The sequence below is a fragment of the Collinsella aerofaciens genome (genome assembly GCF_028206795.1).
In the GTDB taxonomy this organism is placed as follows: Bacteria; Actinomycetota; Coriobacteriia; order Coriobacteriales; family Coriobacteriaceae; genus Collinsella; species Collinsella aerofaciens_AX.
Window position 1 is genome coordinate 27,653 of sequence record NZ_JAQLFJ010000003.1, and the last position, 25,561, is coordinate 53,213.

Annotated in this window: 20 protein-coding genes and 1 tRNA gene; 8 read left to right on the forward strand and 13 right to left on the reverse strand. The window is 61.1% G+C overall.

The genetic code is table 11. The features are described 5' to 3' along the window. Positions 1 to 3: 3 nt before the first annotated feature. From PMX70_RS02475 to PMX70_RS02490, 4 genes are all read right to left on the reverse strand, one after another. Positions 4 to 1,848 carry a serine/threonine protein kinase gene (locus PMX70_RS02475; RefSeq protein WP_271742776.1) on the reverse strand — a complete coding sequence of 615 codons (1,845 nt, stop codon included), beginning with the start codon at positions 1,846 to 1,848 and terminating at the stop codon, positions 4 to 6. After that, entirely contained in the window at positions 1,845 to 2,750 is a 906-nt protein-coding gene (locus PMX70_RS02480) for a hypothetical protein (protein ID WP_271742777.1), read from the reverse strand. The genes PMX70_RS02475 and PMX70_RS02480 overlap by 4 nt, the downstream gene beginning before the upstream one ends. Before the next feature lie 245 nt (positions 2,751 to 2,995). Further along, positions 2,996 to 3,592: a recombination mediator RecR gene (gene recR, locus PMX70_RS02485; protein ID WP_271742778.1), complete on the reverse strand. Its 597-nt coding sequence runs from the start codon at positions 3,590 to 3,592 to the stop codon at positions 2,996 to 2,998. Positions 3,593 to 3,605: 13 nt separating this feature from the next. Next, positions 3,606 to 3,926, reverse strand: a complete 321-nt coding sequence (locus PMX70_RS02490; RefSeq protein WP_006235174.1) for a YbaB/EbfC family nucleoid-associated protein — start codon at positions 3,924 to 3,926, stop codon at positions 3,606 to 3,608. A gap of 341 nt (positions 3,927 to 4,267) precedes the next feature. Between PMX70_RS02490 and PMX70_RS02495 the strand changes: the two genes are divergently transcribed. Continuing rightward, positions 4,268 to 4,741 carry a hypothetical protein gene (locus PMX70_RS02495; RefSeq protein ID WP_271742779.1) on the forward strand — a complete coding sequence of 158 codons (474 nt, stop codon included), beginning with the start codon at positions 4,268 to 4,270 and terminating at the stop codon, positions 4,739 to 4,741. Positions 4,742 to 4,762: 21 nt separating this feature from the next. Here the strand turns inward: PMX70_RS02495 and dnaX are convergent, their stop codons facing one another. Then, positions 4,763 to 7,243 (reverse strand): DNA polymerase III subunit gamma/tau, encoded by a 2,481-nt coding sequence (gene dnaX / locus PMX70_RS02500; protein WP_271742780.1) that lies wholly within the window; start codon positions 7,241 to 7,243, stop codon positions 4,763 to 4,765. Between the two features lie 115 nt (positions 7,244 to 7,358). Here dnaX and PMX70_RS02505 point away from each other — a divergent pair, with 115 nt between their 5' ends. Further along, the gene (locus PMX70_RS02505; RefSeq protein WP_271742781.1) at positions 7,359 to 8,075 is read left to right on the forward strand and encodes a hypothetical protein; all 717 of its coding nucleotides are present in this window, start codon (positions 7,359 to 7,361) and stop codon (positions 8,073 to 8,075) included. Between the two features lie 74 nt (positions 8,076 to 8,149). On the opposite strand, the gene PMX70_RS02510 is transcribed toward PMX70_RS02505, so the two are convergent. From PMX70_RS02510 to PMX70_RS02535, 6 genes are all read right to left on the reverse strand, one after another. Continuing rightward, entirely contained in the window at positions 8,150 to 8,809 is a 660-nt protein-coding gene (locus PMX70_RS02510; protein WP_271742867.1) for a DUF5028 domain-containing protein, read from the reverse strand. 5 nt (positions 8,810 to 8,814) lie between these two features. Beyond that, positions 8,815 to 9,459: an ABC transporter ATP-binding protein gene (locus tag PMX70_RS02515; protein ID WP_271742782.1), complete on the reverse strand. Its 645-nt coding sequence runs from the start codon at positions 9,457 to 9,459 to the stop codon at positions 8,815 to 8,817. After that, on the reverse strand, positions 9,456 to 10,253 hold the full coding sequence (locus tag PMX70_RS02520) for a DUF2705 family protein (protein ID WP_271742783.1): 798 nt from the start codon (positions 10,251 to 10,253) through the stop codon (positions 9,456 to 9,458). Before PMX70_RS02520 ends, PMX70_RS02515 begins: the two co-directional genes overlap by 4 nt. A gap of 38 nt (positions 10,254 to 10,291) precedes the next feature. Then, on the reverse strand, positions 10,292 to 11,158 hold the full coding sequence (locus PMX70_RS02525) for a hypothetical protein (RefSeq protein ID WP_271742785.1): 867 nt from the start codon (positions 11,156 to 11,158) through the stop codon (positions 10,292 to 10,294). Positions 11,159 to 11,252: 94 nt separating this feature from the next. After that, positions 11,253 to 11,765 (reverse strand): hypothetical protein, encoded by a 513-nt coding sequence (locus PMX70_RS02530; protein ID WP_271742786.1) that lies wholly within the window; start codon positions 11,763 to 11,765, stop codon positions 11,253 to 11,255. Positions 11,766 to 11,874: 109 nt separating this feature from the next. Then, on the reverse strand, positions 11,875 to 13,464 hold the full coding sequence (locus PMX70_RS02535; protein WP_271742787.1) for a helix-turn-helix transcriptional regulator: 1,590 nt from the start codon (positions 13,462 to 13,464) through the stop codon (positions 11,875 to 11,877). 991 nt (positions 13,465 to 14,455) lie between these two features. On the opposite strand from PMX70_RS02535, the gene PMX70_RS02540 reads away from it, so the two are divergent. The 6 genes from PMX70_RS02540 (at position 14,456) to pknB (ending at position 24,654) form a co-directional block, all read left to right on the forward strand. After that, entirely contained in the window at positions 14,456 to 16,309 is a 1,854-nt protein-coding gene (locus PMX70_RS02540) for a serine/threonine-protein kinase (protein ID WP_271742788.1), read from the forward strand. Beyond that, positions 16,306 to 17,319 carry an FhaA domain-containing protein gene (locus PMX70_RS02545; RefSeq protein WP_035136732.1) on the forward strand — a complete coding sequence of 338 codons (1,014 nt, stop codon included), beginning with the start codon at positions 16,306 to 16,308 and terminating at the stop codon, positions 17,317 to 17,319. The genes PMX70_RS02540 and PMX70_RS02545 overlap by 4 nt, the downstream gene beginning before the upstream one ends. Positions 17,320 to 17,325: 6 nt before the next feature. Further along, entirely contained in the window at positions 17,326 to 17,742 is a 417-nt protein-coding gene (locus tag PMX70_RS02550; protein WP_006235180.1) for an FHA domain-containing protein, read from the forward strand. Beyond that, positions 17,739 to 19,673, forward strand: a complete 1,935-nt coding sequence (locus tag PMX70_RS02555; RefSeq protein WP_271742789.1) for a Stp1/IreP family PP2C-type Ser/Thr phosphatase — start codon at positions 17,739 to 17,741, stop codon at positions 19,671 to 19,673. Before PMX70_RS02550 ends, PMX70_RS02555 begins: the two co-directional genes overlap by 4 nt. 16 nt (positions 19,674 to 19,689) lie before the next feature. Next, positions 19,690 to 22,560 (forward strand): FtsW/RodA/SpoVE family cell cycle protein, encoded by a 2,871-nt coding sequence (locus PMX70_RS02560; protein WP_271742790.1) that lies wholly within the window; start codon positions 19,690 to 19,692, stop codon positions 22,558 to 22,560. Positions 22,561 to 22,692: 132 nt separating this feature from the next. Next, on the forward strand, positions 22,693 to 24,654 hold the full coding sequence (gene pknB, locus PMX70_RS02565) for a Stk1 family PASTA domain-containing Ser/Thr kinase (RefSeq protein ID WP_271739909.1): 1,962 nt from the start codon (positions 22,693 to 22,695) through the stop codon (positions 24,652 to 24,654). Positions 24,655 to 24,932: 278 nt separating this feature from the next. Here pknB and PMX70_RS02570 read toward each other — a convergent pair. Beyond that, positions 24,933 to 25,008, reverse strand: a tRNA-Arg gene (locus tag PMX70_RS02570). 135 nt (positions 25,009 to 25,143) lie between these two features. Continuing rightward, positions 25,144 to 25,542, reverse strand: coding sequence for a DUF956 family protein (locus tag PMX70_RS02575; protein WP_006235193.1), 399 nt, complete (start codon positions 25,540 to 25,542; stop codon positions 25,144 to 25,146). Positions 25,543 to 25,561: the final 19 nt, after the last annotated feature.

The window sequence follows — 25,561 nt, forward strand, 5'->3', positions numbered from 1 at the left end:
GACCTAGGCCTCCTTGGTCGTAGAAATAGAATCGGACGATACTTCGACAGGTCCGCCAAAAGTACGGGCAGCTGCGGCTCCACCGGCAAGCGGAGTCGCCATCTGGGCTTTTGTGCGTCGCGGTGCCGAAACGGGAAGTTCAAAGGCAAAGCCCATCGCAAGCAAAAACCACGTAAGCGTATAGGTTGCAACCAGAGCGGCAACAAGGCCGCCCATCACGGCGCGTTGGGAAAATACGCTACATGCAGCCACAACCAGCACCGGAACCTCGCAGGCAGAAAGCGCAAGCACACCCTGCAGGAACCCCGAGCGCCGATCACGCGCAAGTGCCCCCGCGGCAACGCCGGCTATGCCCGGCAGCGCCAACGCCAGTGCGGCAATAATACCCGGTAGCGACCCAGACCACATGAGCGATCCCAAAGTCGCCGTCACGCGAGCGCCCGACGCCAGCAGCGCGGCCGAAACCACGACCACAGCCCAAACCACGCCACAGACGACCGTCGCGCCGACCATCAGCGCGCGACGAACCGCGCGGCCAGACGCATCCATGGGGCACGGCGTGAGCGGCTCGCCGCGGAGCGAACGACCGACATTTTGCGCATAGTGATCACAAAACGCCGAGAGCGCCGCCTCGACCGCCGCCGGCTCGGGACGATCTTTTTGATGGCTGGACAGACAGGCCATCACCACGTCGAACAGCTGGGCATCGACAAACGCCAGCGCATCGCGTAGCTCCTCGGAATCCGGCTCAAGCCCCAGCTGCTGGGCCTGCTCGGCCGCAGCGAGCGCCACATCGGGCTCACGACGAAGCAGCTGAGTCAAATCGCAACCGGGCGCATGGGCACCAATGGGATAGTCGGGCCGCGCGTCCATCTTGAGACGGTAGGGGCTCGCGATGTCGCGCGTCTTTTTGCGCGAACCCGAGGTGCCCGAAGTGCTCGGCGCGGCTTCGTATGGCACGACGCCGGCAATGAGCTCGTAAACCGTGCTTGCCGCGGCATAAACGTCAATCGCCGGCGACATACGCAAAGCGCGCAGGTCGGGAATATCGTCGGTGAGCATCTCGGGCGGGGCATAGGCAACCGTCGCGCGACGCAGCGTGGCATAACGCTCCGTAAACGACGCCTTGCCGCCGGTACCGGCCACGGCCGACGCAGGCTCAAGCGCCAGCGACGAGCCAAAGTCGATCAGGCACAGGTCAAAGGTGCCCTCGGCAAGCTGCCGGTCAAGCGGTAGACGCGCCGTGCGCACCATAATATTAGCGGGCGAGATATCGCGATGGACAAAGCCCTCGCCCACCAGGCTCATGCGGCAGAGCAGATCGAACAGGTCGCGACCCAGACGCGCCGCCACAAGCGGCGACAGGCGTCCGGCATCGTCCACGGCAAGTCGCGAACGTAAGCGGGCAAGCGTCTCGCCCTCGACCCATTCCATGACAATTGCAGGCACACCGTCGACCTCGCCCCAGCCATAGAGGCGGGGAAAGCCCTTAAGGCCCGAAAGGGCGCGATGGCATTCGTATTCCTCGCGAAACGCCGCCTTGAACTTGGCGACCAGCGCCTCGTGAGCGGCATCGTCATCAAACTCATCGCGCGTCGGCAAGATAAGCTGCTTGAGTGCCACGGCCTCGCCTTGGGCGTTGACAGCACGCGTCACGCGGCCGATACCGCCACGGCGCATGGTGGCATCGTCGGCAAACAGCATCGTAAAACGACGCAGATAGGCAGGCAGTTCGTCCTGACCGAGCGCAATGGCCGGCTCAAACCCGTCGACACGCGCCAGGCGCAGGCCGACCATGGGATCGCGACCGAGCGATTGTGGTGTGGTGGATGCAAGATCGGTCATCATAGGGCAAGCGCCGCCACGTTATTGTTGAAGTTACCGAGCGCGACGTCATCATCGCCGTAATGGCCGACCCATTGGCATAGGTTGGTGTAACAGCCCCACAGATTGGCATACTGCTGATACCACTTTGACCGGGGCGAGAATGTCTGACGACCGAACTCGGCTCGAATGACAAACATCTCCCCGACCAGGCTGTCGCACGGCCTGGGATCTCCCGTAGAGTTATAGGTCGAGACCACGTCATTGGCACGAGAAACATAGCCGTCGAGCATGTTGTACTTGGTCACAAGCCAACTGTGAATGCTCTCTTCCTCAGCAGCGGAAAGGCCACCGGAGTTTGCATCGTTGTCAGTGTTGCCGCCCGTCGAGCCGCCGTTTCCAGACCCTCCGGTAGAGGAACCCGCCCCAGAGCCGCCGCCCGAACTCGATGAATCCGAGCCGGAGCCAGAAGTATCCGAGCTACCGGGCTTTCCGGACTGCTGGGCGTCCTGCTCCTTTTGCTGCTCGACCTTATTCACCGTTGCCGCCACGCTATTGTTGGACAACCGATCGATGATCTTGGTGTTGGTGAGCACGATGGTTTTGCCATTGGCAAGCGTGACTTCGTTGTCCGGGGCCTCGGCGCCGTCCGCATCGTCGGTGCCAAACACAATATGCGCGACCACACTTGCCCAAGCATATCCAGTCGTGGTACCCAGGTCACTTTTGACCTCATGCCCCACGCGCGGTTCGCGTGCGGCATGCGCCTGCATCATGGACGGCACGGTCATGCCATAGGCAGAAACGCCAGCTATGACCAGCACCAGCGAGCACGATAGCAGTGCGTACGCCCGCGGCGCCAAGCCCAGTCGGCGTCGCATGCGCACCGCGGCGCCGCGCTTTGTCTGAGTGCCACCGGGCCGCATGCGTTCTCCTCCAAGAAAAACACGCCGCTCAGAAGCGGCGCATTCATTCAAATCCATATTTGAGTGTATCAGCGAACCCAAAAGGTTGCGCAACGAATGGGCAAATTAAGGATGCGAGCGGAAGCATCCATGCGATAAGCGGATACGAAGCATCTTTGTTGCACAACAAACTCACAGTCGCACGGGGAAATTATGACTACCCCGTGCGTCGCGAGGAAAACATACGGCAGGAGCAGGCTCGCCACCTAAATCGCGCGACGGGCCTCAATGGCGCGGCCAAGCGTAAGCTCGTCGGCATACTCCAGGTCGCCGCCCACGGGCAGGCCGCTCGCCAGACGCGACACCTCGACGCCCAGCGGCTTGATAGTGCGGGCCAGGTAGCTCGCCGTGGTCTCGCCCTCGATGTTGGGGTTGGTGGCGATGATGACCTCATGGATATCCTCGTGGCCCAGACGCGCCAGCAGCTCGCGGATGTGCAACTGCTCGGGACCAATCTTGTCCATGGGACTGATCACGCCGCCCAATACGTGGTAGAGACCGTGGTAGCTGCCCGTGCGCTCGATCGCCTGGACGTCGCGCGGCTCGCCCACCACGCAAATGCGAGTGGTATCGCGCATCGGGTCCTGGCAGATGGAGCACTCGTCGGCCGTGGCGTAGTTAAAGCAGCGGCTGCAAAAGTGGACCTCCTGTTTGACCTCCAGGATGGCCTCGGCCAGGCGGCGGGACTCCTCGGCATCGGCCTCGAGCAGGTAATAGGCGATGCGCTGGGCCGACTTGGGACCAATGCCCGGCAGACGGCCCAGCTCATCGAGCAGTTTTTGCAGACTGTGATTCGCACTCATATATATGTGTGTCTTAGAACGGCATGCCCGGGATGTTGAGGCCGCCGGTGATGGCGCCCATCTGCTTGTTGGCGAGCTCGTTGACGCCGCGGACGGCCTCGTTGACGGCAGCCATGATCATATCCTGCAGCATATCGACGTCCTCGGGATCGAGGGCATCGGGATCGATGGTGAGGTTGACGAGCTCCATCTCGCCGTTAACGGTCACCTTGACCATGCCGCCGCCGGCAGAGGCGTCGACGGTCTGGGACTTGAGGTTCTCCTGCGCGGCGGCAAGCTGCTCCTGCATCTTGCGGGCCTGCTTCATCATCTGCTGCATGTTCATACCGGCCATGATGGCTCCTTTACGTGCGGCCGCACGCCGAGCTGCAAGGGCAGCCGGAGCACGGCAGGACTTTCAAACTTAAAAATCGTACCACGGCGCGCGGCCAGCGAGCGGGGCGGTCACGCTACCTCAGTCGATATACATGTCCTGGAGTGCAAGCCGCACCCAAAAATTATGCAAAGTTGAATAATTCGCATCTGCATAATATTGAAAGCTAAATCTTGTAGAGCCGGAATCCGACATTTTATGCATCCAGCTAGATAACAAAATGCCGAACCGCTGCTCGAGGCGGCGCTCATGATGGCAGGGTATAATTTGATTGTCACAGACAGCAACTTGGAGGTGCCCCCATGAATGCCCCCGACGCGCTCCAAAACATCCGCTCAAAACACCCCGTTGCATATGTGGTTCTCTATCTCTTTGTCGGCTGGGCATTACTGGTTGTCATCACCCATGCTATAGCCTTTGGAGCAGAACTGCTGGTAGCCAGCTCGGATAAGCCCGTTGTCAAATGGGAGGCGACCGACGAGTGCGTCGACGGAACCCGAACCGTTTACTACAACAGCCCGTCCCTCTACCAAGAGTTCAAGGTCGAGATTAATAACTCCAAGATTGTCGATGCCGAGCTAGGCGACTATTCGACAATCGGAGCAACCGTCGACGCCGAGCAAGTCGAGCACACAGACAGCCATGCGACGTATCGTATCGACCTCAACATCCTAGGCCGGCCGTCGCGCACCTGTTTGCTCGAATGCGATATACGCGGCACCACACTACACATGTCCGAAATACAAATGCGCCCGGGCAAGGGGTTCTCTTCTTGAGCAGTATACCCGCCCGTACAGCTACTCCACCGGCTTGAAGATGGTGGCCTGGCCGAAGACGCTGCGGATGAGGTCTTTGGCCTCGTCCTCGGTCTGCGGGATGCTCGGGGCTGCGCCCTGGTGGCCGAAGGGGCTGCCGGCGCCGGGGTTGGACTCCCAGGGAGCTGCAGGAGCGTCCTCCTCTTTGGGGGCAGCTACAGCGGACTTGGGCGCGGGCGTCGCACCCGGCACGTCGAACGGAGGAAAATCGTCCCCGCTCGCATCGCCGGCAAAGCCGCCGACCATGGCGTCGTCGTAGGGCACCTGCTCGGATTCCCACGGCGCGGACTGCGCGACAGGCTGAGCCTTGGGGGCAGCCGAGCGCTCGGGCGCACGGGGTGCGGGCTCGGTCGGGAGCTTACCCGTGGCAGGAGCGCCGGCAGGGTTGTCGGAGCGTAGCCAGGGGGCTTTGCCCAGGTCAGACGACTTGGGCGCGGGCGAGGCGGGCTTGGGCGCTGGTGTCGGAGCAGCCGGTTTGGGCGCCGCGGGCTTAGGCGCCGACGGGGTCGATGCCGCTACCGGCGCCGTTTGCTGCTGCGGCGCGCTGGCGCTCGAGGATACAGGGGCCGCCGAGGACACGGGTTGCGGGTCCGCAGATGCCGCAGCCCGTGCAGATGGAGAATGCTCCTCATGTTGAGGAGCCGGCGTGCCACCCCCATCCAAGACATAGTCGACGGTACGACGACCGAAGACTGCGCAGACCGTCGGCAGGACCACCGATTGCGTGTCAGCGCGGCCGAGCATCTTGATGGCAAAGGTCGAGCCCGCAGGGAACGAGACGGTGAGCTTGGAGCCGTCGTCGGCCGTGGCGCGGGCGTTGAGCAAAAGCCCTGCGTAGGAAGCCTGACGCGCCTTGACACGCTCGACAACCTCGGCCCATTTGCGCTGGAGCTCGCCGGCATCCTCGACCGCGGGGGTCTCGGCAGCACCGGCGGCGGCAACCTGGGCGGCATTGTTGGACTGGGACTTAGATGCCGGAGCGGTGACAGGCGCGGGGGCCGCAACGGGCTGAGACGTCGGAGCCGGCGCAGGCTGAGGTGCAGGCGCTGCAGGCTTGGAAACTGACACGGACGCAGAACGGGGCGCAGGCTGGGCAGCCGGAACAGCAGCACCACGGTCCCAAGGCATACCGCCCTGGCGCGCGGACGTAGCAGCGGGGGCAGCGGATGCCGCCGGAGCGGCAGCACGGGCGCCCGAAATTAGCGTCGGCTGTTGGGCAGCAGCGGGTACGGATGCTGCAGGCGCGGCGGCCTGAGCAGCAGCCACGCTCGCCGGCACGGCGCCGTTGGCAACCATGGCCTCCAGGCGTGCCACGCGCTCGGCCAATGCCTCAATCGTTAAATCGGCCTCGGGACGTGCCAGGCGCGTGCAGGCGATCTCGAGCACCAGGCGCACGTCGCTCGCGCCCCTCATCTCCAGTGCGGCATCGTCGAGCACCGTCAGCACACGGGCCAGGCGGTCGGCAGGATGCTCGCCAAAGGCAGCGGCCTCGGCAGCAAGCGCCTCGGCCTGCTCAGCACCGCCCTCAAACAACTCGGCACGGGCACCGGCAACGCAGGCAACATACACGTCGCGCACGTGCGCCACCAGGTCGCGCGTCAGCTCCAGCAGGTCGTTTCCTTCCTCGACCTGCGCACGGATCAGTCCATATAGCTCGGCGACATCACGCTCGGCGATGGCGCGGGCAAACTCGCCCAGGATCTGGTCCGAAACCTCGCCCAAAAGCGAGCGGGCGTCGTCCGCATGCACAGAACCGTTGCCAAAGACGCTCAGTTGCTCCAGCGTGGACAACGCGTCGCGCATGCCGCCCTTGGCATGGCGCGCCACGATAGCCAGCGCCTCGTCGTCGTAATCAAAGCCCTCCTGCTCGCACACGTATGCCAGGCGATGCTCAATATCCTCGTTGCCGATACGATGGAAATCGAAACGCTGGCAGCGCGAGAGGATGGTCTCCAGAATCTTTTGCGGGTCGGTGGTGCACAGCACAAAGATCACGTGTGCCGGCGGCTCCTCAAGCGTCTTGAGCAGCGCGTTGAACGCCGCCGTCGTGAGCATGTGGACCTCGTCGATGATATAGATCTTGTACTTGCCGCGCACCGGGGCAAAGTTGACGGAGTTGATGATCTCCTCGCGCACGTTGTCCACGCCGGTACGGCTTGCGGCATCGAGCTCGTAGACATCCGGGTGGTTGCCCTCGGCAATGAGCTCGCACTCCTCGCAAGTACCGTCGGGCATGCAGCCGCTTGCACCCTCGGTGCGCGCCGCCTCGGCATTGCGGCACAGCAGCGCCTTGGCCAGAATGCGCGCCATGGTGGTCTTGCCCGTGCCGCGCGGTCCGCAGAACAGGTAGGCGTGGGACAGGCGTCCCTCGGTGATGGCGTGCTCGAGCGTCGAGACGATATGCTGCTGGCCCACCACGGAGTCGAAGGTGAGCGGGCGATACTTTCGGTACAACGATTCCATGGGTGCTCCCCCGGGTATACTGAGTCTTGTTGCCGCGACGGCCATGCGGTCGCACGGCATACTGCATTCATAATAACCCGTACGGCGAGCCCGCCGCGATAGGAGTCCAAAGAGCATGGCAGACGCAGAGAGCAACCTCGTTCCCTCCGAAGCAGCCGACCAGGTCGAGGTCGCGCTCGAGAAGCAGGCCGCAGCCGACGACGGTATCCTGTACCTCAACGAGTACCAGTACGAAAACGACCTGGTCACCGACTTCGCCCGCCTGGTCGCCTCGCCCAGGCGTCGCGGCTCGCTGTATGTCGCCGCGGCAATTGCCGCGCTCATCGGCATCGGCATGTTGGTGGCCGGCGGCAACTGGATCAAGTTTGGCGTCGTGCTGATCGTATTCGGCGCCTTTTTGGCCTGGTGGAGCAAGAACCTGCACCACACCCTCGCCCGCGACTTTATCGACGCCGTCGAGGCCGACGAGTCCATGGGCGGCCGCTATCGCCGCGTCGCCGCCAACGAGGACGGCCTGATGGTTTGGGGCAAGAGCGGCAAGTCGCAGTTCTTCCCGTTTGAGAAGCTCGACCACGTACTCGACGGCGAGCGCATCTTTGTGGCCATGTTCGCCGACCAGGGCGTGACGATCCCTAAGGACACCTTCGTCCGCGGCGATGCCGAGCAGTTTGGTCCCTTCCTCAAGGCGCGCATCAACAAAAAACTCCGCATCGAGACCAAGAAGAAGAAAATGAAGGCCGAGAAGGCTGCCGCCGAGGCCAAACAGGGCGACCAACCCAAAAAGCACGCTCCCAAGCAGCGTAAGCAGAAGAGGAACAAGAAGAAACGGTGAGGCCGAGCGCCACTGCGAAGGGAGCCTCATCCCGCTTCAGCGTAGGATGAGGCTCTCCCAACAGGACCTTCGAGTTACTTCACTTCAAACCTTAAGAGCCTTCTCTCTGGCAGATCGGTCATCTTCATCGTATAAGTCCCAGGAAAAGCCTTCTCAAAACGGACGGTCTCGTAACCTTCGAAATAGTCGTTGGTGTTTTGCATCATGAATGGGACGAGCAACTCGTTCTCCGCCCCAACCTGTACAGCAAACGCAGCAGAACCGCCCAGAGCCGGCATTGCCTGCGTTATCAGATCGGTATTGACCACAAAGTCATAGTTTGGCGCAGACTCCGGCACCAAATGCCAAACATACGTTTTGATTCCGCCTTCGATATTGTCTTTATTCCTGACACGCATCTTTACGGCGATAACACACGTGATGTCGGCGTCCTTCAATTTCGTTTTCGTATCCACGATGCCATATTTTGAATAATCATCATGCGCACGCTTGAGATACTCGCGCGGCGTGAGCAGCTCTGCCCCGTCTATGCAAAACGAATACCCGTCAGTCGCCACATCCTTCGAACCCAGAAACGCCCCATCCATCGAGAGCCATTCGCCCTCCGCATAATATTTCTCAGGAATGACCGTCCGGTTCCCGTTAACGACGCTCACCCTCATGCCCGCAAGGCCGGTAGCAGCACAGCCGAAAAGAGCAAGCACCGCCCTTCTTGTCCACAGGGTTTTCTTCATCGCGCTCACGACCTTTCCCGAGCTTTCACAACGGCACCGTCGCGCATGCAGTAAACCCGATCGGCCAGCTCCTCGAGCACCTCTCCGTCATGGCTGGACAGAATAACCTCGCGACCCGTTGAGGCCGCCATCGCCACAACGCGCTTGAGCATTTCAACGCCCGCTTCGTCGAGGGCATTTGTTGGCTCATCGAGAACAAGTAGCTTCGGCTTTTCCATAATTGCCGCAGCTATCCCCAGACGTTGCTTCATCCCAAGCGAATATGCTCGGAACTTCTTTTTTTCGTCTGCATCGAGCCCCACGAGCCGCAGGGCAGAGCGAATGTCCTCGGGAGTGGCAACGCCCTTGATCTGAGCGATGAGCTCCAGATTGTCGTAGCCAGACAGATATCCCAAAAAGGAAGGCGCCTCGATCAACATCCCCAGACTCGGCGGGAACGAGATGTCCGCCCCAAGCCTTTGGCCATCGATAGAGATTTCGCCTTCGGTAGGCTTGATCAATCCGCAGACCGCTCGCATAAGCATGGTCTTACCCGAACCGTTTATCCCCTGAAGCCCAACCACAGTCCCAGGGTCAACCTCGATGGACACGTTGCGCAGAACATCGTTTTTGCCCATGCGCTTCGATACGCCCCTAACGATCACGCTCATATCTTGTCCCCCTTTTCTATAAGGTCGGCCCTTCGAAACCACAGTCCACCCAACGACAGGCATAACGACATAATCACAATTGAAAACAAGACGCTCGAGCCCGTCGCGATTCCCTCTTTGACAATTCCGCCCCAGCGCAACAGCATTAGGGCGTTGCCTAACAGCACCCAATGCCGCGCAAATGCCGAACAGATCAGGTAGCTCATTAAAACCACAAACGAGACCGACGGCCCAAGTACAAAGCCAATCACTGCCTGCGCAAACGCAAGCGCCTCGAAAGCAAAAAAGAGACCTGTGAAAAACGGCAGCGCATCCGCCTCGCCAGCTTTGAGAAACCACGGCGCCAAATTAGCCAGCTGAAGCGACTCGCCATGGACGACCGCGCTGAACGAGGCGCTCACCATCAAGCTCCAAATCACAACAGAGCAAACCATCACGAGCAGCGAAAATGCCGTTACCGCCGCCACCAAGATAAAACGCGAGACCCACCAAAGGGTTCTTGACCGGCATCGAACAAGCGCTTGCAAACCAAACCCGTGCAACGATTCGGTCGGATAATCGAGTGTTGTATAGAGAATAAGCAGAATGACAAATAGCCATCCTAACGGAGGCACAAACATGAGCCCGGGCCTAGGCTCAAACGGAGCGGATCCGGCAAACACGAGCGCGAGATTATCCGCAAACCCCAAGGCATTCGTCCGAACCCCATACACAGAAGACAAGCCGTAGGCGTACACCAAGTTCGCAACGGTCACTGCCGCAATCGCAATAAAAGTAATGATGTTCTTCTTCAAAACGGTCCTCAGGTCCGCGGCGACCAGCCTAAACAGCATCAGACCACCTCACGCCTTTTTAAGAATCTCGCGGAAATCAAAGAAAAGACGAACAGCAAAATGATTTCCGCAAACCCTGCTCGAATATCGGGCCAGTTATTTAGTGATTCCGACCTGATGCTGTTAAGAATGTTGCAGTTAAAGCCGACGCACGAAAGGACGCTAAAAATCCAGTCGTTAACAAAATGCCATGCAACCATAATCAGATATGGAAAGACCATCGCCTTGATTCTGCTGCGAAACACAACCGACAGACCGGTCACGGCCATGGATAGAACCCCCAGCGTCACCGCATCGAACAGTGTATAAACCAACACGTATAACAGAGGCCGGGAATAAAACAGGCCAGAAAAATAGCTATGCAGATAGAGCCCGACGTAAGTCGATTCGTCGACCCGGGGGAGATACGCGGGAAACAGCATGGAGACAATCAGGAAGTTCACGAGTAGCGGAATAGCCGTGACCGCAAACGCAGAGAGAAAAGCAGACAGCATCTTCACGTTCACGTATGCATTTCTAGAAACACGTGTGCAGATCTGCGCCTCGTAACCGCTCAAACGCTCGGACAGGCATGACCACGACCCGGCCAGCATGGCAAGCAACGGCAGCGCATAGAAAAACACTGATGCCGATAGCGGTGCATTTGCACTCACAACGATCCAGTTACCAAAGCTACTTTCACGCGTTTGGCCGAGGTATGCCTGGACTTGCAAACCAACGCCATAGCCAAGCGATAACAGCTGCTTGCGCTCAGTCTCGAGCGTCCACCATGCCTCAATGGCAGCCGCCATCGAAATTGCAGTTGCAACCATAAGGGTCAACGCAAATATAGGATTGCCAAATATCTTGGACAACTCGTGCCGCATTAGATTTCTATTCAAGCGACATCACCCTCCCTTCGGCCGGGCCGAGCAGCAACACTCGGCCCGGCCCTAATCACAACAAGAAGCTGCGGATTGGCTAGGAGGGAAGTTTGTTAAAATGGCCAAAGCAATCGGGGCTCCACTTTCCATAGACCGTGCCGTATCCGGACTCGGCCCATGCAGTCAGACGAGCATAGCTGCGTTTATTCTCACGGACGAGGTTGTATATCTCCCATTCACGCTCATGGTTGGAGCGATACACGCCCTGCGTGCAATTCATGTTGCCCGTTCCTCTATTGTCATAGGCACCGTCCACGTACAAACGTAACGGCTTTCCCGAATAGCCCATAATCCAAATGTAAACTGAAGATGAGTCGTGCTTCGAGCGATAGCCAGTTGCGCTCGTGCCAGAACATTGAAAAGCGAAATCTGTATCCTTGTTGTTCTTGCATGTGGCAATTCCGGCATCCGCGCTCTGCGAAATGCTAGAAACCTGGGAAGTGTCAAACTCCTCTTGAGCAAATGATGCGGCAGGTGCACCCATCGACAAGCCCGCAACAATCGCCAAGCCGACTCCGATTCGAGCAATAGCGCTCCTTGGCTTAATCATGGCCTTCTCCAATCAAAAGCGGTTAACAATGCGTCGACGCACGGCAACCTTTGCATGAATGGAGAAAGATGTCTGTAAACACCCGCTATTGAGTCGACCACTCAGGCGTTTACACGTTATCTACCTGCGATAACAATGAAATAAGCTCCGCTTTGTTCTTGATCCTCAACTGGCGGTAAGAAGCAGACCGCAGTGCTTGCACCGTAGATGCAGCGTAACCGACATCCTCCGCAATGGTCTTTGTCGTTGCGCCCTCTGCCGTCATCAGCAAAATTTGCGACTGAACATCGGAAAGGGAGCGCGATGTAAGCAAAGCCAGCTGGCGCACGCGAGCCGTTTCGGTGAACCCATTCGCACGGTACTCCAAGACGGCCCTCTCGTTCTCAACCGAGTGGGCGAGCGCGATGTGCGTGACGAACATGGGCACAGACCAGCAGACGACCACCGTTGCCACGACGACATTGACAGCCGAACTATGCCCCAACAGCGACGCAAGGAACAACGGCTCGAAAACCATCAGATCCTGCGCCATATTGAACAAGACAGCCCAGCAAGGAGCCGCCGCCCCAAAGCAAAGCATCCATACCCCAAGCATTTTGCGCTGCGGAAAGCTTCGCAGCACTATATATGTGAGCAGCATCCCCGTCAGTACCGCAAGTCCATGGATTCGACCCCTAGTAGTTGCATAGATTAAAGCGGCCACACCTATCGAAACTAATGGCGCGATAGCCCGAGTATGGGCATGAACCTTAAACGGGCACAGCTTAACGGCGAGCGAAGCCATAGACGCTATGCCGCAAAACAGGACCGGCGCAGCCATCAACGGATCGCGTATGCACCTCCATGCCGCGATATAGACAAAAGACCATTCCACGGCAGACAGTATCGCCCACACACACGGGCTTCCGAGCCCGATCGCCCCATCCGCTCCATCCAGATCGTCCCCGCGCTTTGGTTTTCCACCCGCGCTGCACAGCGACAGAAGCAGCCCGAGACCCAATGTATAGCTTGCAAGAGAAAAGGCGATTGCATGCGTAACGCCGGAACTCCAATCGCTATCCGCCATTACCAAGGGACCCGCCGCAAGGAGGATGAAAAATGATGTGAGCAGGTATCGAAACAGCCGGCGCGTCCGAGCTGATACCAGCAGATCGTCAGCATGCCGCTGCAGCGGCTCAGGCCCTACAGCATCACCCTCACCTGCAAACAACGCCACGAGCTCGCCTGAACCCGCAACCGACGCCTTCCCGTATGCTCGGTGAAGCGTTGTTCGCACCGTCGATGGCTTCGTACCCGTCTCCCTGGCAATTTCCGCCGGCGTTTTCCCTTTGAGCAGCAGTCGAACAAACTGCTCTTCTCGAGGCGACAGGGCAGGGGAAAACACCCCCGCATCGAATGGGTCGGACGTGCGAGGGGTATCCGAATTGTTGTCCCGTTTCTCCCTTAGCAATGTGTATACGAAGGCGGCAACAGCAATAGCGGACCCCGTCGACAGTGATGCAATGACCGTGGCATCGCTTGCAAAGTATGCCTCCTCGACAGCCGGAACAAGGCCAATGGGAACTGCTACGAGCACAGAACGGGCAAACACGTCGCCCTGCCCCCGACCAAAGGCGCGGGGACAGCAAAGCAGCGGGGCCACAGCCAACATGAGATAGACCAGAGGAATTAAAAGCATAAGGCCAATTGATGCGGCCATTACAGGGGACATCCCCCATGGCTCGGGAACGACTCTCCATGAAACTCGACAGCAAAACAGCAGGCAAGACAGGACAACTACTGTTTCTGCAAAAAGTGCGCTCTGCGGTCGGCGGGTCCCCCTTTCGCCGTCCCGCGCCGCCCCCCGTATCAAAGGAGAGCCCGCCGTATTCCAAATTACATATGAGAGGAGCAACGACCCAGTAAAGCACGAGGCGCATGAAACGCCGCGCAACAGCCAGATAGGCGCAAACACGAATGGAATAGAATCTCCGCGAGCATAGAAGGCCAAGTCGGCCCATTCGGGAACCGTAGCAATAACACCAAGGAAAACACCGATAGCACCGAGATGCTTCGGCCGTCTTATTTCTCTCCCCTTGCGGAGCGCAACACCATGACCAAACGCCGCGAGGCATGCACCAAGGATAACGAGCCAGGTCATCGCACCTGATGCCAGGCCGATTGAAGATGAAAACCGGTGATAAGGGGTGACCGCCATTACGATAAGCGCAACGGCACAGGCAGATGTAGCAGAACGGCGGGAAAAGAGCATATGGCCTCCATAGCGTGTCATTATATCGCTCGGGCTGCTCATTTATCTCCGCGCCTGCACCAGCCAGCATCAACGATTCAGGCGAACTCCAATCCGAGCCAGATCACGGTCCAGCTTTTGTCCGCAGTCCCCGCATCAAAGCGGGATGCGCTTTCCTTTTGAGTATCGATCCGGAAACTGCATCCCGTTCTAGGCCAATATTCTGGGATGCAGTTTCCGCAGCCTACCCCATTCGGAAAACGCATCCCGCAATTTGGACGAAAACTGGGGCGCGCTTTCCGGATGGGTCGAGACGAAGGCCGAGTCAGGCAGGCCACCTCGCCCCGCTACCTTCACCATGCGCCCGAGCGTGCTAAACTAGCAGCATCTATGCCACCGCGAACGGCTTGGCTCCGCGCCTGCCGCTCGCAAACGAACTTTAAACGCACGAGGGTTGGCCATGCCGCTTTTCTCGCAACATACCGCCCGGTTCTCGCCGGACGTTCCCTTGGAGGGCACCAGCTCTCGCGAGCTGCTCAAGCGGTTCCAGCCGCTCGAGACGCTCGCGACCGGCGGTTTTGGCTCCATCGAGATTTGCCGCGACACGCACCTGCGCCGTCGCGTCGCCATTAAGCGCATCCCCCTTATCAACGGCGCCGGCATGCCCGCCAGCGACATCATGGATGTCCTGCGCGAGGCACACACCGCCGCCATGCTTCAACATCCCAATATCGTGCAGGTTATCGACTTTACGCACGACACCGCCTATGCCTACCTGGTCATGGAGTATGTCGACGGCATGTCCCTAGCCGAGTTTTTGCATCGCGTGGACGGCCATTCGCTCACCTTTGACGAGGCCGCGGCAATTGCCGACGCGCTGGGCCAGGCGCTCACCTTCGCCCATAGCAACGGCGTGCTCCATCTGGATATTAAGCCCGCCAACGTGCTCATCGACCACTCGGGCAATGTAAAGCTCACCGACTTTGGCATGGCGCGGCTGTCGTCTGCCGGCGGCTTTGGCGGCTCGCGCGGCGGCACCATCGGCTACATGCCGCCCGAGCAGCTCGATATCGAGACCGGTACAGTCGACGAGCGCGCCGATGTCTTTGCCCTCGCCTGTGTGATCTACGAGGGCCTGTGCGGCAACGCTCCCTTTATGGCCGCCACGCCCGGCGACTCGCTCGACCGCATCATCGGCGGTACCACCTACCCCAGCGAGCTCATCCCGCACTTTCCCCCGGGAGCCGAGGCTGCACTCATGAGCGCCCTCTCCCCCATGCCGCAAGACCGCCCCAACAGCATCGAGGCATTTTGCGACCAGCTGCTCGCCGGCTTGGGTAGCGTGCGCGAGGGCCGTCGCAGCCTGGAGCAGATGGTGGGCGAGCTGTCGGACGACGAGCGCGCGGCAGACGATATCGAATCGTTACCCTATGAGGACGACACCATCGAGGTCGACCCCGCACTCGGCTGGGCCGGCACGCGCTGGAGCCACGCGCGCGATTACACCATGCGCGCCATCTCGGCGCTAACGTGTAGCGCCTTTAGTTTTTTGATCATGCAGACGGCTGGCGTCGCGGCGCTTCCCGGACTTATTGCCGCGGCCATCGCGATTGGGGCGGCCGCCGGCCTGGCCCCGCAGATTGGCTCGGCCATCTCGGCCGTGGGCTTTTTGGTACTTATGGCCAACGCCACCATGCAGACGCAGGGCATCCTGTCGATGCTGCCCGTCGCGGTGCTCTTTGCCGCTGCCATGTCCGGTTGGTGGATCGCCTGGGGCCGCACCGAGGCCGCCGCGAGCGCCGCGCTCACCTGCGCGGTGGCACTTGGCTGTCTAACGGGCGACGTCCTCCTTGCCGCCGGGGTCGCCGCCGGCATCGCTGCCTTTTGGCTCGGCCCGGCAAGCGCCGCGGCCGCCACGGGGATGGGCGCACTTTTTGGCCGCCTGGCTACGGTTGCGCTTTCCGCCGGAGGCGTACTGGGGCTCGGCGATGTTGCCGCGGCACTGGGAGACATGCTCTTCTGGGCTGCCGTCGTGCTCGTCGCGGCGACAGCTGCACTGACATCTCTGCTGCTCAACGCCCATGCCAAGCGTGCCGAGCAGGGCTCGAACCTGGCTGCAATCGCTGCCATCGCCGGCTGCGGAATAGGCACCGCGGCGTCGCTCTGTCTTGCACACCATATGGAAATTGCCAGCCTTGCGGGCGCGGTCGTCGTCAAGGCGGCGGTTGCGGGAACCCTATCCTCTATAATCGTTGGGATATGCCTATATTTGCTCGGATACCAAAGAACCTATACGGAGAGTGATCTTTCGTGAACTTCCTGAACATCTTCGAGGACCACGTGGCCGGCATCTTCGGTGCCACCCGTGCCCCGTTCTCCTTTAAGAAGCTTGCCAAGCAGGCCGCTCGCGACATGGAGGATCAGACTCTGGTGATCAACGGCGTCAACACCGCGCCGGCACTCTATACCATCCTGATCGCCGCCGACGACGATCCCATGCTCGCCCCGTTCTACCCCGAGCTTTCACGCGAGGTCCGCGAGTTTGTGAAGGCGCAGGCCGAAAAGCGCCGCTATGTCTTTGTCGGAGAGCCCCTCGTGCGCTTTATGATCGATCCGCAGCTGCGCGCCGGCAAGTTCTCGGTCTTTGCCGAGAACGTCGATGCCCCCACGCTCGGCCGCCTGTACGAAGAAGAGCGCGCCTATCAAAACGGCCTGGGCCAGAACAACTCCGCGGCAAGCCGTGCCGCCAGCGCCCCGCGCGCCGGCCAGCAGCAGTTTGCTGCCCCGCAGCAGCAGCGCCCCGCCGCCATGCCCCAGCAGCAGCCGACGCCTCGCGCCGCCGCTCCCGACCCGCTTGCCGTGGCAGATCCCTTCGCGCCTAGCGTCCCCGACCCCGCCGCCGCACCCATCCCGGTGCCGCAGACCGTCTCGCGCGACGCGCTTGCCGGCATGGGCGGAGCCGCCGCGACCGGTGCCGCCGTGGGCCTAGGCGCCGCAGCCGGCATCGCCTCCAACATGGCGAGCACTCGCGCCCCGCAGCGCCCGCTCGCCCAGCTCGTCGACGTCGTGAGCGGCGAGAGCCATAGCATCACCTCCGCACAGGTGACCATCGGTCGCGAGCGCTCAGTTTCCGACATTGCCCTGCGCGACCCCAACGTGTCGCGCCGCCACGCCCAGCTCACCTTTACGGGCTCGGATTGGTCGATTGAGGACCTCAATTCCACCAACGGCACGCTCGTCAACAACCGCCGCATTACGCGCTGCCCGCTGCGCAACGGCGATCTGCTGACGTTTGGCCTGAGTACCTTTGAATTTAGGGGATAGTCGCTTATGAACATCGATATCGTCCTTTTTGCAGGCCGCATCGTCCTGGTCGCCCTGCTCTATATCTTCCTGTTCGCCGTCATGAAGACCGGCGTGGGACTTGTGCGCGGACAGCGCCGCGACTCGGCTATCTGGACGATCGATGTGGACAAGGGTCCGCGCGGCATCCGTGGCATCCACGTAGACATGCTCGGCCCCGTCATCGTCGGTCGCTCGCCATCTTCGGACATCTGCATCAACGAACCGTTCGTCTCGGCCTCGCATGCGCGCTTTTCGCTGCAGGGCCCGGCGCTCATCATCGAGGACCTCAACTCGCTTAACGGCACGCTCGTCAACGGCCGCCAGCTTGTTGAGCCCGCAACGCTACGCGAGGGCGACGAAGTCCAGATTGGCGATGTGGTCATGAAGGTGAACCGTCGATGATCGACGAGGAGAACAAGTCCGCAACTATGACCGAAGCACCGGCTGCCGCCGCAGCTGCGCCGGCCCACGCCGCTCCGGCGGGCTCCGCACCCGTGGAGCCCGAGGACACCGTGTTCTCCCTGCCTCTTTCGCATGTAACGCATGATATTTCGGATTTCGCCGATAACGAGGACGAAGAGGATACCGTAGCAGCGCCCATCGGCGCACATGCTGCGGAACAGCCCACAGCGCCCGAAGCAATCCCGGCGCCGGCTCACTTTGCAGAGCCCGTCGCCGCGGCAATCAACGAGAGCGCTGCGGTGTTTGCAGCACCCGAGCCCGCCGCGCCGGCGTTTCCCATAGCCCCGGCATCCGAGGTTGCGCCCGCGTCTACGCCGGCGCCCGAGGCGGGGCCATCCCCCGAGGACGGCCCCGCGCCCAAGACCCCGCAGCCTGCGCCCGCAAGCGAGTCCGATGCCGTAGCCGAGCCCGCCGCCCAGTCGCAAAGCACGCCCGCGCCGTCGCACTTTGCGACGCCCGAGCCTATAGACGTCAGCCCGCAAGACGACGAGTCGGCCGCCCGCATGTCCGAGGAGCCCGACTCCCCGGACACCGGCGATTCCGAATCAAACGTCGAGACCGACACCGTCTCTCCCGGTGACACCGCCGAGATCGACGTTGCCGCCGTTGAGGCCAAGCTCAAAGACCCCGGCTCGACCATGAGCTTTGAGCCCCTGACCGAGGAGCGCATCGAGACTGACTCGACCTATGATGCCGGCACCACCACACAACTCATGTGGGGCGCCCGCTCCGACGTTGGCTGCGTGCGCCCGCACAATGAGGATTCCTACCTGGTGCAGTCGCCGCTCTTTTGCGTATGCGACGGCATGGGCGGTCACGCCGCCGGCGAGGTAGCCTCTTCCATCGCCGTCGAGACTATTGCCAAGACGGCCCCGCAGTCCGCCGACGCAGCACGCCTGGCCGCAGCCGTCGAGGCAGCCAACGCCGCCGTAATCGAGGCGGCCATGAACGGCCTGGGTAAGCCCGGCATGGGCTGCACAGCCACCTGCGCCTATATCGAAAACGACACGCTCGCCATCGCCCACGTGGGTGACTCTCGCGCCTATCTGCTCCACGAGGGCACGCTCATCCGCGTGACCCGCGACCACTCCTACGTGGAGGAGCTCGTGGACGCCGGCGAGATCACGGCAGACGAGGCTCGCGTCCACCCCAACCGCTCGGTCATCACCCGCGCGCTGGGCTCGGACCCCGCCATGTATGCCGACCACTTCACTCTGCATATCGAGGAAGGCGACCGCCTGGTCCTGTGCTCCGACGGCCTCTCGAGCATGATTCCCGATAGCGATATCGAGAACATCGCCACGCAGTCCTCAACCGCGCAAATCTGCGTCGACAACCTAGTGGACGCGGCGCTTGCCGCCGGCGGCCACGACAACGTGACCGTAGTAGTCGTTGACCTGGTTGACGATGGCGTCATGCGCGAGGCGCAACGCGTGCGTCGCCGCAACGTTACTATCGCCGCCATCCTGGCCCTCGTCTTTGTGCTGGCAGCTGGCATCTGGGCCTACACGGGTGTCACCGGCTCGTACTACCTGGGTACCTACCAGGGCAATGTCGCCGTCTGGCGCGGCCTGCCCGGCAAGCCGCTCGGACTCAAGCTCCACTGGCTCGAAAGCGAAACCAGCATTAAGCTGTCCGACCTGCCCGAAGACACGCAAAACCGCCTCAAGGCGGGCATTCCGCAAACAAGTGTCGACGATGCGCAGGACACGATATCCAAGTACCGCCACCAGATCGACGAGGAGCAGACCCGCCAGGTGATCGACGCGCAAACGATTCGCGACAACACCAATCAGGGATCGACCTCCGAATCAGATTCCGAGAAAACCGCCGAACAGTCCGCCGAGGCCGAAGCCTCCGATAAGAATTAGAAAGGGAGTGCCGCTTATGAGTCGCCGCAACACCGAGCTGCTCTTGCTCATCGCCTCGGCGTTCCCCGTCATCCTGCTGTATGCGATGTACGTCCTCACCGCGGGCGCTGCCATCTCCTTTGAGACGCTCGCCGTACCGATCGGCCTCTTTGCCGCCTTTGCCGCGGCCCACATTGCCGTGCGCATCTTGGCGCCCGGTGCCGACCCCGCCATCCTGCCCATTGTCTTTGTGCTTTCGGGCATCGGCATCACGTTCGTGACGCGTCTCGCCCCCGCTCTCGCCATCTCACAGCTCATCATCCTGTTTGTCTCGGTGGCCCTGATGGTGGGAACGCTCGCACTGGTCAAAAACCTCGACGTGGTCATGCGCTACAAGTACACCTTTGGCATTATCGGCATCATCCTGCTGATGCTGCCCATCTTTATCGGCACCACGATCTCGGGCTCCAAGCTCTGGATTCGCATCGCGGGCTTTACCATCCAGCCCGGCGAGTTCGCCAAGGTCTTTATCGTGCTGTTCCTGGCCGGGTACCTGGCCGAGAACCGCGAGCTGCTCTCCATCTCCAACCGCAAGATCCTGGGCTTTAAGATCCCTCGCCTGCGACTGCTGCTGCCGCTGTTTGCCGTGTGGGGTGTGTGCCTGCTCGTCGTCGTCTTCGAACGCGATCTTGGTTCGGCCGTGCTGTTCTACACCATCTTCTTGCTGATGCTCTACGTTGCCACGGGGCGCTTTTCGTATGTCGTTATCGGCCTTGCGCTCTTAGCCGTCGGAGCCGTGGGCGCCTACAAGTTCCTATCGCACGTTCAGGTGCGTTTCCAGGTTTGGGTCGATCCGTTTAAGGACGCCCAGGGCCAGGGCTACCAGATCGTCCAGTCGCTCTTCTCGCTTGCCGATGGCGGTCTGGTCGGCGTTGGCATCGGCAACGGCATGGCCAACAACATCCCTGTCGTCGAGTCCGACTTTATCTTCTCGGCCATCGGCGAGGAGATGGGCCTTTTGGGCGGCGGCGCCGTGCTCATCCTGTTTATGCTCTTTGCCGTGCGTGGCCTCACCACGGCTGCCCGCGCTAAATCCGACCTCGCCGCCTTTAGCGCCACAGGCCTTACGGCCGCCATCAGCTTCCAGGCCTTTTTGATCGTTGGCGGCGTAACCCGCCTGATCCCGCTGACCGGCGTCACCCTGCCCTTTATGAGCCAGGGCGGCTCCTCGCTGCTGGCGAGCTTTATCATCGTCGCGCTCCTGCTGCGCGCCGGTGACGAAGCGACCGGACGCGAGGCCGAGCTTACCGGCACCGGCACCATGGCCGCCATCACCGATGATCAGGTCGCATCTGCCGCCGCCCCGTCGGGCACGCGCTTTGCCGCCGCGTCTTCCTACGGCAGCGGCAGCCATTCCGTCGGCTCGCGCATGCGCCGTCGCCTGCTCGACACGCCTGAATCCGGCGTGCTCGGCCGCGTCGCACTCGCCAACCGTCTAACCCGTGCGGTGCTCGCCTTTACGGCGCTGTTCGCCATCCTTATCGGCAACCTCACCTATGTCCAGGTCATCAAGGCCAAGGACTATCAGGATATGCCGACCAACAACCACACCATCGCCCGCTCCAAGTACATCCAGCGCGGCTCCATCATCACGTCCGACGGCGTGACGCTGGCCGAGTCGCTGCAGCAGGAGGACGGCACCTACGTACGCTCCTACCCCAACGGCAACCTGGCAGCGCACGTGGTTGGCTACGTGAGCCAGCAGTATGGCACCACTGCCATCGAGAGCGTCATGAACGACACGCTCACCGGCTCCAAGGATTACTCCAGCTGGAACAACGCCATCGCGTCGCTCGCGGGCCAGACCCAGCCGGGCAACACCGCCAAGCTCACCATCGACTCGCGTATCCAGACGGCGGCCGAGCAGGCGCTCAAGGGCTTTAAGGGTGCTGTAGTGGTCATCGACCCGCGTACCGGCGCGGTGCTCGCATGTGCCAGCTCGCCCACCTACGACAACACCAACATCGACGCCCTGCTGCAGGCGGGCGGCGGCGAGGACGGCTCCATGTACAATCGCGCTATGGACGCGCTGTACACGCCGGGCTCCACGTTTAAGGTCGTTACGCTTTCCGCGGCACTCGAGACCGGTACCGCCAGCCTTACCAGCACCTACCAGGCACCCGGCTCCATGGACATCGGCAACGCACCGGTCACCAACTCTGCCAACGAGAGCTACGGTACCATCAGCCTGCAGCAGGCCTTTGCCGTGTCCTCCAACGTCGTCTTTGGCCAGGTGGCAAACGAAGTTGGCGCAAACACGCTCGTGCAGTTTGCCAACGCCTTCGGCTACGGCCAAAAGCTCGGCCAGGACCTGACCTCCGCGGCCTCCATCATGGCCGACCCGTCGCTCATGACCGAATGGGAGACCGCCTGGGCCGGCGCCGGCCAGCCTGTCGGCATGGACCATACGCCCGGCCCGCAGACCACCGTCATGCAAAACGCCGTGATTGCCGCCGCCATCGCTAACAGTGGCGTGGTCATGGACCCGTACTTTGTAGCCCAGGTACTTGCCCCGGACGGAACTGTGGTCAAGACCACGCAGTCCCGCTCGCTGGGGCAGGCCGTCAGCTCCGCCACGGCCGACCAGGTCAAGCAGGCCATGCTTGCCGTCGTCCAGTCCGGCACCGGCACCGATGCCCAGATCCCCGGCGTCAAGGTCGCCGGCAAAACCGGCTCGGCCGAGACCGGCGGCACCAACGTCAACTCGATGTTCGTTGGCTTTGCACCTTACGATTCACCCACGGTCGCCATCTCGGTGGCCTTGGAGGATTTCGACAAGCATGACGTCCAGGCCGCCAAGATCGCCGGTATCGTCCTGACCGCGGCGCTTGCCGCACAGGGAGCGTGATGCCCATGATCGAATCGGACACCCGAGGCGCGCCGCGGCCGAAGAGTTAGCGGCAACGCGCCACACGGCCCCAGCGGCCACATCGTAGGTACTACACACATCGTTGAGCGAATAGTTATGTTAGGAGCAGGAATGGAACAGAGGGTCCTCGGGGGAAGATACCTCCTCAAGGATAAGGTGGGAACAGGCGGCATGGCGACCGTCTACCGTGCACAGGACCAGGTCCTCGACCGCACGGTAGCCGTCAAGATCATGCTGCCGCAGTATGCTGGCGACGCAACCTTCGCCGCACGCTTTAAGCAGGAGGCCCAGGCAGCAGCCGGTCTCTCCTCCCCCTATATCGTGGGCGTCTACGATTGGGGCAAGGACGGCGACACCTATTACATCGTCATGGAGTACTTGCGCGGCACCGACCTTAAGAGCGGCATCAAGAGCCACGGCGCCCTCGACCCCAAGAAGGTCGCCCAGATCGGCTCGCAGATCAGCTCCGCGCTTTCGGTCGCCCACAAGCACGAGATCATCCACCGCGACATTAAGCCGCAGAACATCATGGTGCTGCCCGACGGCAACATCAAGGTGATGGACTTTGGCATCGCGCGCGCCAAGAACAGCCACCTCACGCAAGACAACAACGTGCTGGGAACCGCCCACTACGTCAGCCCCGAGCAAACCCGTGGTCAGGACCTCGGCCCCACCTCGGATATCTACTCGCTGGGCGTCGTGATGTATGAATGCGCCACCGGCCGCGTTCCCTTTGACGGTGACGACGCCATCTCGGTCGCACTCAAGCAGGTCAACGAGTTGCCTATTCCGCCGAGCCAGATCAACTCCGGTGTCGACGCCGACCTTGAGCGCATCATCCTCAAGTGCATGGAGAAGGACCCGGCAAACCGCTTCCAGACCGCCGACGAGCTGCGTCAGGTGCTCAACAGCTACCTGTCGGGCCGTGCCGTCAACGTCTCGGAGCCCACGCGCATCATCGGCGCCCCCGGTGAGCTGGGCGCTACCAAGACCCGTGAGCTGTCTGACTCCACGCGCGCTATGGTTCGCCCCGTATCGGGCGTAAGCGGACAGACCAACCCCCGCAGCGCCGTCTCGGGTTCCACCGGTTCCTACGAGGTCGATCAGCCCAAGTCCAACAAGAACAAGATTATCGCCGCCGTAGTCGCCGCAATCGCCGTGGTTGGCGTTGTGGTGGCCTTCGCCACCGGGCTCTTTGGGGGCGAGCAGGTTACGGTGCCCGATGTGCTTAACAAGGACCAGCAGACCGCTATCGAGCTGATCAAGGAGGCCGGCCTTGAGGTCGGAACTGTCGACCAGAGCTATAACGACGATGTCGACGAGGGCAAGGTTGCCGAGCAGACCCCCAACGGCAACACTAAGAAGCCCAAGGGCTCCAAGGTGAACCTGGTGATCTCCAAGGGCCCCAAGCCCTCCGAGAAAGTTGAGGTTCCGCAGCTCGTCGGCCTGACCAAGGACCAGGCCGAGGCCGCGCTGGCAAGCGTGGGCCTGAAGGGCAACGCAACCGAGGAGGCCAACGAGGCCGACGAAGGCCAGGTCTTTGAGCAGGGCACTGATGCCGGCAAGGAAGTCGAGAAGGGCACGACCATCTCGTATAAGGTCTCCAGCGGTCCTGACACCACCTCCGTCCCCGATCTGACCGACATGACCGAGGCCCAGGCACGCAACGCCCTCGATATGGCAGGCTTTGGCGTCGACGTTAGCTACCAGGAGAACGACTCGGTTACCGAGGGCACCGTGATCAGCTGGAACCCCAGTGGCAAGCAGAAGCCCGGCGCCACGATTACCGTCGTCATTGCCAAGAAGTCCGGCAAGGCCAGTGTTCCGGGCAACCTGTACGGCAAGAGCATCTCCGCCGCCGTCACCGCGCTCAACAACGCCGGTTTCTATAACATCGGCTTCTGTGACCAGAACGGCAATCCCGTAAGCGGTAACGAGGATGCCACCGTTACGGGCGTCTCCCCCACCGGCAAGCAGTCCACCGACAGCACGATCACGCTAACAGTCACACTTTCTGGCTCGGGCTCTGACTCTGGCTCGGGCACGGGTGACGATTCCGGTACGAACAACTAGTCGCCACCCCACCGCTCATCACGGCTTTCGCCGCAAACATATTCGCTCACAGGCGCCCGCTTGCTCCCCCAGCAAGCGGGCGCCTCGTTTTTGACATGGCATGAACCAGAAGAGCCCGGCACCGTAGCGGTACCGGGCTCGATATTCCTCTGGTGCCCCCGGGCGGATTCGAAAACTCCCCCCGCGGGGAAATTGGTGACGCGGGTGTCGACGGCTCGAATCCTGCCCTTAGACCAGAAGAGCCCGGCACCGTAGCGGTACCGGGCTCGATATTCCTCTGGTGCCCCCGGGCGGATTCGAACCGTCGACACCCGCTTTAGGAGAGCGGTGCTCTATCCCCTGAGCTACGGAGGCATGTTGTACTAGTGTAGCAGATTTACTGCATCGCAATACGTCGCATGACTAGACTTCGAAGTTGCGGTGGAATAGTTCCTGTCTGAAGCATCTAAAGCCGTATTTAGGAACTATTTCACCGCAACTTATGAGGAGCTAGTTACCTTTGTGGAAGAGGTTTTTGATAACGGAGGGGATGCTCTTGGCGCCCTTGGCCGTCACATCGATAAAGTCGGGCGAACGCACGAGCTTATCCTCGTCGACGTACTTGCGGACAGCACGAAGCGTCTCTTTGTCGTCGCGCGTCGAAAACGTAAAGTGACCGTTGTCCTTGGTGAAGATGGCAAAACGCGTGATCTTCTTGGTGCCGCGTAAAACCTCGGCGGCAATATAGTCGACCTCGTCCCACGGGATTTGAATATAATCCTCGGGATTGCGCTCGTTATAGTACTCAAACGCCTTATTGCCCACCATCACGTTACCGTGGCTGGTAAGCCCCATCAGGCAGGTTGCCGGCGTTGCCAGATCGACCGTGCTGTTCTGAGATTGCGCCATACGCGCCTCGCCCTCCAAT